The organism is Collinsella sp. AM24-1, from assembly GCF_003470325.1.
Taxonomy (GTDB): domain Bacteria; phylum Actinomycetota; class Coriobacteriia; order Coriobacteriales; family Coriobacteriaceae; genus Collinsella.
In genome coordinates this window covers 1-8,949 of sequence record NZ_QRHM01000037.1, presented here as the reverse complement: position 1 = coordinate 8,949, position 8,949 = coordinate 1, and the positions used below count along the sequence as shown (strand labels likewise).

General features: G+C 61.1%; 8 protein-coding genes. 2 read left to right on the top strand and 6 right to left on the bottom strand.

The genetic code is table 11. The features are described from left to right. Positions 1–90: 90 nt before the first annotated feature. The 4 genes from DW661_RS09720 to DW661_RS09705 all read right to left on the bottom strand — a co-directional run bounded on the left by DW661_RS09720 (position 91) and on the right by DW661_RS09705 (position 4,248). Positions 91–648 carry a hypothetical protein gene (locus tag DW661_RS09720; RefSeq protein WP_035136614.1) on the bottom strand — a complete coding sequence of 186 codons (558 nt, stop codon included), beginning with the start codon at positions 646–648 and terminating at the stop codon, positions 91–93. Between the two features lie 235 nt (positions 649–883). Next, a complete protein-coding gene (locus DW661_RS09715; RefSeq protein WP_055310775.1) occupies positions 884–1,420 on the bottom strand; it encodes a PTS glucose transporter subunit IIA in 537 nt (178 codons plus the stop codon). A 140-nt stretch (positions 1,421–1,560) separates the two neighbouring features. Further along, positions 1,561–3,000, bottom strand: a complete 1,440-nt coding sequence (locus DW661_RS09710; RefSeq protein WP_118935454.1) for a glycoside hydrolase family 1 protein — start codon at positions 2,998–3,000, stop codon at positions 1,561–1,563. A gap of 255 nt (positions 3,001–3,255) precedes the next feature. Beyond that, a complete protein-coding gene (locus tag DW661_RS09705) occupies positions 3,256–4,248 on the bottom strand; it encodes an AraC family transcriptional regulator (protein ID WP_118935453.1) in 993 nt (330 codons plus the stop codon). Positions 4,249–4,362: 114 nt separating this feature from the next. Here DW661_RS09705 and DW661_RS09700 point away from each other — a divergent pair, with 114 nt between their 5' ends. Both DW661_RS09700 and DW661_RS09695 read left to right on the top strand, forming a co-directional pair. Next, positions 4,363–6,951 (top strand): glycosyl hydrolase, encoded by a 2,589-nt coding sequence (locus DW661_RS09700; protein ID WP_118935452.1) that lies wholly within the window; start codon positions 4,363–4,365, stop codon positions 6,949–6,951. A 113-nt stretch (positions 6,952–7,064) separates the two neighbouring features. Then, positions 7,065–7,919 (top strand): MurR/RpiR family transcriptional regulator, encoded by an 855-nt coding sequence (locus tag DW661_RS09695; RefSeq protein ID WP_118935451.1) that lies wholly within the window; start codon positions 7,065–7,067, stop codon positions 7,917–7,919. A 142-nt stretch (positions 7,920–8,061) separates the two neighbouring features. On the opposite strand, the gene DW661_RS09690 is transcribed toward DW661_RS09695, so the two are convergent. Beyond that, positions 8,062–8,475, bottom strand: coding sequence for a desulfoferrodoxin family protein (locus DW661_RS09690; protein ID WP_199584898.1), 414 nt, complete (start codon positions 8,473–8,475; stop codon positions 8,062–8,064). Positions 8,476–8,477: 2 nt separating this feature from the next. Further along, positions 8,478–8,681: a helix-turn-helix transcriptional regulator gene (locus DW661_RS10260; RefSeq protein WP_199584896.1), complete on the bottom strand. Its 204-nt coding sequence runs from the start codon at positions 8,679–8,681 to the stop codon at positions 8,478–8,480. Positions 8,682–8,949 lie beyond the last annotated feature (268 nt).

The following is an 8,949-nucleotide window of genomic DNA, read 5'->3' as shown; positions in this document are numbered from 1 at the left end:
GTCATGCCGTCCTCTTTGAATGACAAGTTGTCGCTCTGGTGACCGCGCAGCGTCGAGCAGTTGCGGCGTTTGGTAAAACGCCGCAACCCCCTAGCTCAGCATTGCATCCATCATCTCGGAGTTGACGGAGTCGTCGGCAGACCACTCGCCATCGTCGTTGCAGGTGTACTTGAAGATAACCGTGGTCTTCCTGGGCTCGGTGGCCTTGGTCACATCGACCATAACCTGACCGGCCATCTTGTACAGCTCGTCATCGGAAGGAACCGTGTCAAGCGCAGCGACCTTCTCCTGATACTGGGTGGAGAAGTCCTCGACGATCTTGTTCATAGACTTGCATGTGATAGAGACCTCGGCGGTCGCGACACCCTTGTCCTCGTCGACCGTCACGTCGCCGATCTTGTAGTCAAAGCCCTCGAGATAGGTCTTGGCATACTCCTTGGGATCGATACCCAGCTGCTCGAACTCGTCGCCCGAAGCCTCCTCCAGACCAGAGAGGAAGTCGTCGCCACCGTTCTTGACCTCGTCAAACTGCGTCGTAAGATCCTCGGTGATGAGCTCCTCAACCGAAGGACCTCCACAGCCGGAAAGCACGACCACGCATGCAACCAAGACGGCCATGAGGGGCGCAAGCAGCAGCTTCTTTTTCATGACATTCCTCCCAACAAGCGGCACCGCGCTTCCCGACGCGGTGCGCGTCGTAACAATAAGGCCATACTAGCCGATAACGAACACCCCCGGCAAAGCAAAGGCGCAGTCGGCTCGATTTAACGTCCGAACGGTTTACCGGTCCGCCCAACGCGCAATAAAACGTTCCGCCGCATTGTAATAAAAAAGGGTGGTCGGACAATTCGACCACCCCAAAACATCCTTATGTTGCCGCAGTTTACTTGCGGACGACCTTGACGATGGCGTCGCCGGCGGCGACAGCGGAGTCGGCCTCGACGGCGAGCTCAACGTCGGCAAACTCGGCGGTGTTGGACACGGCCACGACGACACAGTCCTTGTAACCGGCAGCAGCGATCTTGGCGCGGTCGATCTTGAGCATGGGCTGGCCAGCCTTAACGACATCGTCGGCCTTGACGAAGCCCTCGAAGCCGTCGCCGTTCATGTTGACGGTATCGACGCCAACGTGCACCAGAACCTCGATGCCGCTATCGGACTGCAGGCCCACGGCGTGACCCATGGTGACGGTCACCTTGCCGTCGCAGGGAGCGTAGACCAGATCGTCCTCGGGCCACACGGCGCAGCCCTTGCCCAGAACCTCGCCACCAAAGACGGGATCGGGCACGTCGGCCATCTTGATGACCTTGCCCTTGACGGGCGAGCACAGCACGTCGGCGCCGGCAGAAGCAGAGATGGAGGCCGGAGCAGCGGCAGCCGCGGGCTCAGCCTTCTTCTTGAACATGTCAAACAGACCCATACGTTTTCTCCTCTTGATTCAGCGCAACGTTATGCGCATGCCTATGGTGATTATAGTGCCAAATGGTTCAAATGCTAAGGTGGGGACTCGAATCGCGAGCCCATCCCAACGCTTTTCCCCGGTGGCACTCATATTGTCGATTAATCCAGGCCCTCGGCACCGTTGGACTTGATGATCTTCTGGTAGGCGTAGAAGCTGTCCTTGCGGCGTCGCTCGTAGGTACCGGTGCCGTCGTCGTACTTATCGACGTGGATAAAGCCGTAGCGCTTGCGCATCTCGCCGGTGCCGGCGGAAACCAGGTCGATGGGGCCCCACCAGGTGTAGGCGATCAGGTCGACGCCGTCGGCAATGGCCTCGCCCATGGCCTTGACGTGGCTCTGCAAGTAGGCGATACGATACGGGTCGTGGATGGAGCCGTCCTCCTCGACCTCATCGTAGGCGCCCATGCCATTCTCGACCACCATCAGCGGAATCTCGTAGCGGGCGTAAATCTCGTTGAGGGCGATGCGCAGACCCAGCGGATCGATCTGCCAGCCCCAGTCGGTGGACTCCAGATAGGGATTCTTGCCGCCAAAGGTCATGTTGCCCTCGGTCATCTCGTGATCCTTGTGGGTGCCCACGGTGCCGGACATGTAGTAGCTAAAGGTGTAGAAATCGACCTTGCCGTCGGCGATATCCTGCAGGTCACCGTCCTCCATCACAAGCTCGACATCGTTCTCGGCCCAGAAGCGCTTGGCATAGAACGGATACTTGCCGCGCACCTGCACGTCGGAGCAGTACCAGTTCATGGTATTCATCTCCTGCTGCGTGGCGAACACGTCGGCCGGATCGCACGTGGCGGCATAGGAGAGGACGAAGCAGTCCATGTTGCCCATCTTAAACTGCGGATAGTGCTCGTGGGCATAGCGCACGACGCGGCCGCTGGCGACAAACTGGTGGTGCAGGGCCTGGTAGCGCTGCTGAGCGGTGGTCTTGATGGCGCTTGCCGGACCCTCAAAGCCCTGGATCAGACCGGTCTCCATCATGGCACCTATGTCCATGGTGCCGCAGTTGATCTCGTTGAAGGTGAGCCAGAACTTGACCTTGTCCTGGTAGCGGTCGAAGACGGTCTGGCAGTACTTCTCAAAGAAGCCGATGAGCTCGCGGCTCGCCCAGCCGTTGTATTTCTCGACCAGGTGATAGGGCATCTCGTAGTGGCTGAGTGTGACGAGCGGCTCGATGTTGTGCGCGCGCAGGCAGTCGAAGACGCGGTCGTAGAAGGCGAGGCCGGCCTCGTTGGGCTCGGCATCGTCACCGTTGGGGAAGATGCGGCTCCAGGAGATGGACATGCGGAACATGGTAAAGCCCATCTCGGCGAACAGCGCGATGTCCTCCTCGTAGTGATGGTAGAAGTCGATGCCGTCGTGGTTGGGGTAGAAGCGGTTGGGGTCGATGTCGATCGTAATCTGGCGCGGCTCCTTGTAGCTGCCGCCCAGGAAATGGTCGTCTACGCTGGGGCCGCGGCCGTCCACGTCCCAAGCGCCCTCAAACTGATTTGCGGCCGTGGCGCCGCCCCAGAAAAATCCCTTGGGAAATCCCATAGGTGCCTCCTCGCAACGGGTTTTATGTGCTGAGTTGAGTATCGCGCGCACTTGGGCGCCCAAGGCGCGGAGGCGCTGCATTGGACACTTCTTTTCGCCCCGGCACGTCCGCCGGCTGACACTTTTTGATACCGAGGCCTAGACGAGGCAAAAATCGACCTGACGGCCACCTTCCAACCCGGATGGATGAAACGAAACATGAGACACAGTATTTAGGTGTGGCATATCGATAGCTAAAAGCCCGTTCCGTCTTGCTCATCCACGGTATTTTGCCGGGGTGCAGCCGTAGGCGGCGCGGAACTTGCGGTAGAAAAAGCTCATGTTCTCGTAGCCAACGGCACGCGCCGCTGCCTCGGCCGTGGCGCCCGCGCGCAAGAGCTCCGCGGCACGCGCGAGCCTGCGCTCCTGGACCAGTTGCCGATAGGTCTTTCCCACCTGCTGCTTGAGCAGCGCCGACGCGTAGTTGGGGCTCACATGAAAGTGTGCCGCCATCTCCTCGAGCGAGCAGGCGGCAAACGAGCGCTCGATGTAGCCGAGCATTCCCGTCACCAGGGCAGTGGGCCCCGCCGCGCCGTCCGCCACGCCGCGCACCAGCTCGCGCTCGTAGCAATCCATGAGCTCAGCCAAAAACAGCTGAAACAGGCACAGAACAATCTCGGCGCTGTTGGGGCTCGGCTCGTAACGCTCGCAGAGCATTTCCTGCATGTAGCGCCGCACGCGCCGGCTCTCCCCGCAACGAAAGTGTACGTGCCCGCGATGGTCCGTCTCACTGTTGAGCGCGTTGAACAAAAACCGCGAGACCACGCTCTCGCGCGAGAGGCTCGACTCCAGGCTCCGGCGCAAAAATGCACGTGAAACGGTCATGCTCAGCATGATGTCGTCCTCGCCGAGCGACGACACCGCGTGTGGACAGGCGGCGTCGAGCAGCAGCACCTCGTTGCGGCCCAGCTCGAGCCTCTCCCCCGCCACCGTCTGCGGGCAGTGCCCGCGATACACATAGCTCATCTCAACGTAGTCGTGCACATGCTCGGGCACGGCATTAAAACGCGAGTTTGTCCTTATCGTCAGGCCACGTGGCATGCCGGGCTGGGCGTAGGCAAACCCGACCTGCCCAATCTTTCGCACCGGACGTCCGTCGATTTCGACATGCTCGGTCATAATCGACCAATCAAACGCCAAGCCGTCTCTATACGCAATCTCGCTGGCACTCAGTTCGCTGAGCCTACGCTCGAGCTCGTCGATCTCCATCGCTCACCAATCGTTGATTTGGTCATAGTTCGTTGTGATTCGGATATTAGCAGAGCGCGCTGACACGTCCATAATCTGTGCCATGCAGCTAATCGACCGAGCCGAGGAGGATCCATGACCGCGTACTACCAGCAGGTGCTCAACGGCGCCTACGACAACCACGTGCTTCCGTTTTTGTGGATGAAGGGCGAGAGCCATAAGACCATTGCCGAGTATCTGGAAAAGATCGCCGGCGCCGATATCCACGAGGTCTGCCTCGAGAGCCGCCCGCACCCCGATTTTTGCGGCGAGGGTTGGTGGCGCGACCTGCGCTTTGCGATCGACATATGCAAGCAGCTGGGCCTCAAGATCTGGATTCTGGACGACGCACACTTTCCCACCGGATACGCCAACGGCGCCGTCAAGGAAGCCGCGCCCGAGCTCCGCAAGATCGTGCTCACACACCGCACGCTCGACATCGTGGGCCCCACGCCGCAGGCGAACATCGTGCTCACCAACCTGTTCGACAAGACGGAGCGCTTCTATGGCGTAACGTTTATGCAGGAAGGGCACGCCGTCGAGGTAGAGCACCGCGTCATCGAGGACGAGCACGGCATACCCTACCGCCTGGTCTTTGACGCGCCGGCCGGCATCACGCAGGCGTGCGTGATGTTCACGAGCGGCAAGACCTCCTACAACGAGGACTACATCAACATGGTCGACCGCGCCTCGGTGGCACAGCTCATCGACGCTGTGTACGAGCCGCACTTTACGCATCTGGGCGATGAGTTTGGCAAGACCATCCTGGGCTTTTTCTCCGATGAGCCCGGCTTTGCCAACGAGAAGGGCGTCACCGGCGCCGACGGCATCTCCGACACGCTCATCGGCAAGGCCACGGCTCCCCTGCCCTGGTCGGCCGAACTCAAGCGCCGCCTGCGCGCGGCGCTGGGCGAGCGCTACCTGGACGAACTCCCGCACCTGTGGGATCGCGAGCCGGCGGGCGCGCACGTGCGTCATGTGTACATGGACATCGCAAGCACGCTCTACAAGGAATGCTTCTGCGACCAGCTCGGCGGCTGGTGCCGCGCGCACGGCGTGCAGTACATCGGCCACGTGATCGAGGACAAGGACTGCCACGCGCGCTTGGGCGTGGGCGCCGGACACTACTTCCGCGCCGTGGGCGGCCAGGACATGGCGGGCGTGGACATCGTGATCAACCAGCTCGTCCCCGGTATGGACCAGGGGTTCCACTCCTACGGCCGCGGCGTATGGGACCTGGAGTTCTACAATTACGTGCTACCCAAGCTGGGCTCCTCGGCGGCGCATCTCGACCCCAAAAAGCAGGGGCGCTGCATGGCCGAGGTCTTTGGCGCCTTTGGCTGGCACGAGGGCCTGCGCGAGATGAAGTGGATCGCCGACCACTTTATGGTGCGCGGCGTTAACTGGTTTGTGCCGCACGCCTTTAGCATGGCTGCCTTCCCCGACTGGGACTGCCCGCCGCACTTCTACGCGCACGGCCAAAACCCCCAGTTTGCGCACTTTGGCAAGCTCATGAGCTACATGAATCGCACGGCGAGCCTGCTTTCGGGCGGGCGGGCCGCCACACCGGTGGCGCTTCTGTACCACGCCGATGCCGAGTGGGCCGGCGAAGCCTCGTTTATGCAGCACGCCGCCGCCGAGCTCATGCGCGCGCAAATCGACTTTGATATTGTGCCGGCCGAGGCATTTGAGGATGCCGAGCGCTATACCGTGGCGTTTACCGCGGACGGCGGGTTTACTGTAAACGGGCAGGCATACCGCTGTCTGGTCATGCCCGGCGCCGAGTTTGTCGGCGGGGCTGTACTTGACTTTGCCGCGCGCGCCGCGGCCGCAGGCGCTGCCGTGTATGCCCTGGATAAGCTGCCGAGTAAGCGCTATGACGGCGATATTGCAGGACGCGAGGGCTTTGCCTCCGTGGATGCCAGCGAGCTTGCAGGCGTTTGCGTTGTTGCCACTTCCAAGCTTGCGAGCGTGCTTGCCGCGGCCGGCATGCAGACCGTGGCATGCGCCGAGCCGCAGCCGTGGCTGCGCGCGCTGCGCTACGATCGCGCGGGCGAAAGCTACCTCATGCTGGTAAACGAGCATCCCAAGCAGGGCATCTCCACTCAGATTGCGTTTGCCGACGGCACGCCCGTTGCAGGCGCGCGCCTCGACCTGCTCAACGGCAGGGAGCCTGTCGCCTTTGAGGGCACGCTCGAACTTGCGCCCTACGAGAGCTGCATCGTGGTGCTCGGGGCCGCAGGTTCCGCGCGCGCAGCAACAGCAGGAACTGAAGCCGCATGCATCGACGGGCCCTGGACGGTCGCCTTCTCTGCCCCCGGCACCGATGCCTTTGACGAGTCTATTGAGCTTGCAGGCCTGCACGACCTTTCCTTTGCCGAGTTCCCCGGCAAGGCGGGCACCTTCCGCCACCAGGCGAGCCTCAGCGTTGACAAGGGCCTCACCAGCGCCGCGCTCGATCTCGGCGAGGTCTTTGAGACCGCAACCGTCACCCTCGACGGCACGCTCCTCGGCACGCGCATCTGTCCGCCCTACCGCTTTGAGCTCGGCACCCTTGCCGCCGGCGAGCACGGGCTCACGATCGATGTGATCAACACCCTCGACCACGCCATCCCCGACATGTTCGGCATGACCGAGCCCTCCGAGCCCAGCGGCCTGCTCGGTCCCGTCCGCGTGCTCGGGTAGCGACCCCGCGCAACAGCCCCTTACGAGACGCCCGGCTTGCTTTCCCCAGCCAAGCCGGGCGTTTTATTTACCGTTATGATTGATACATCGCGATACGAATGCATGGGAGCCATATGGATATCAAGCGCAAAATCACCCAGGGCAAGGGGCTCACCCCCACCGAGCAGCAGCTCGGGCAGACGGTTCTCGCCATGGGCGAGAACGTTCGCGGGCTCTCCATCAAGGAATTTGCGCGCCAGGCCAATGTCTCCGTTGCGAGCATCCACCGCTTTTGCAAAAAGCTCGGCCTTGAGGGCTTCAAGGAGCTCAAGGTCGAGCTGGCGCGCGCAGCCTCGTACGCAGACTCCGCCCCCGAGGTGGATATCGACTTTCCCTTCGATGCCACTTCCACCCCTGCGCAGGTGATGGAGCGCATGGAGGGGCTCTACCAGACCACCTTGGCCGAAACGCAGGAGCTGCTCGACCCTGCACAGCTCGACCACGCCGCCAAGCTCATCATGCGCGCCGGCACCGTGGACATCTACACGGGCTCGCATAACCTATATCCAGCGGGAATGTTCCGCGATCGCCTGCTTTCCGCCGGCAAAAGCGCGACGTGCCACGACAGCGTCGAGGCGCAGGTGCGCACGGCGCTCGCCTCGGGTCCCGACCATGTGGCAATCATCATCTCCTACAGCGGCCTTGCCCCCAACCTCAAGGAGATCTTGCCGATCCTTAGCAGTCGACATGTCCCGGTCATCGTCATCGGCACGCCGTACTGTGCCCGCATTCACCCCGGCTTTGCCGCCTATCTCACGGTAAGCGACCACGAGAGCATGACGCACCGCATCACGCAGTTCGCCAGCCATATCGCCGTGCAATACGTACTCGATTCGCTCTATAGCAGCTACTTTGCCAAAGATTACGCCCGCTGCTCCGAGTTCTTAGAGCGCTCGTTCCCCTACACCCGCCTGCCCGGACTCAAGTAGCGACGAGCGTGGATTTTTGGACACTCAGATAACGAGCGTGGATAATCTCCCACTTTGAGCCCGCACACAGGCCAAAACCGGGAGATTATCCACGCTCATTTTGGGTCCCCTGGGAACGCATGAGGAGGGCGGAAGACAGCCGTTATTTGCGAGGCGTCAGCGACGTAAAGAGTCCGTGTTGGTTGCAGTAAAGATATATCCTGCCGCGCCCGGTAATATGGAAGCGCGGCTGCACCGATTGCTCTGGATAGAGCTTCTTAAAGCAGATGCCGTCCATAGTCGCATATGCCACAAAGCTAATGTAGTGATCCTTGGTCATGGGATGATCGAGCGTGACGTACCAATCGTCCTCGATGCGCTCGATGGAAAAGGCGTGGTCCGCGTCCGGCTCTTCGGCCTCCTGGGGAAACATCGTGGAGCCACAGCAGCTAAAGCTGCCTTCTCCGAGCGCGTGCACAACGTTTCCGCAGATAGGGCAAACGTAAAAGACGCCTTTGAGCATATTGCCTGCACGGTTGGCGTTGGCCCGAATGTCACCAGCCAAAAGCTCGGCCACGCTTATGCCGAGCTCTGGGCCAAAGGCTCAACGAGGGAAATGTCGGGAAGGCCGCGGCCGGATTCCCACTTGCTGACGGCTTTATCGGTCACGCCAAGGCTTTCCGCCAGGGCGCGCTGGGTGAGGCCGCGCTCTTCGCGCAGCTGCTTGATGGCATGCGCTGCCAAAAAAGTATGGGAGGCATTGGTTTGCCGTGTCTGGTTCATGGGCTGTCCAATCAAATTGAAGAAATGGAGTGAACCGGTTCGACAGTCAGTATCCATTTGAAGGCCAGGCTCGACAACCTACGCTGCGTAGACATGCGCCAATCGAACGAGCGCGGATTTTTGGACGCTCATCCTGAGTAGTCATTTAAGAACGCCCCCAACGACTACATCAGGAGTGTCCCCAGATGCCGCATCGCCAGCAACGGGAGTGCCGATGTCTTGGCAACGACAGACACTATGACCCAATCCAGGGGCACGGAGACGACAG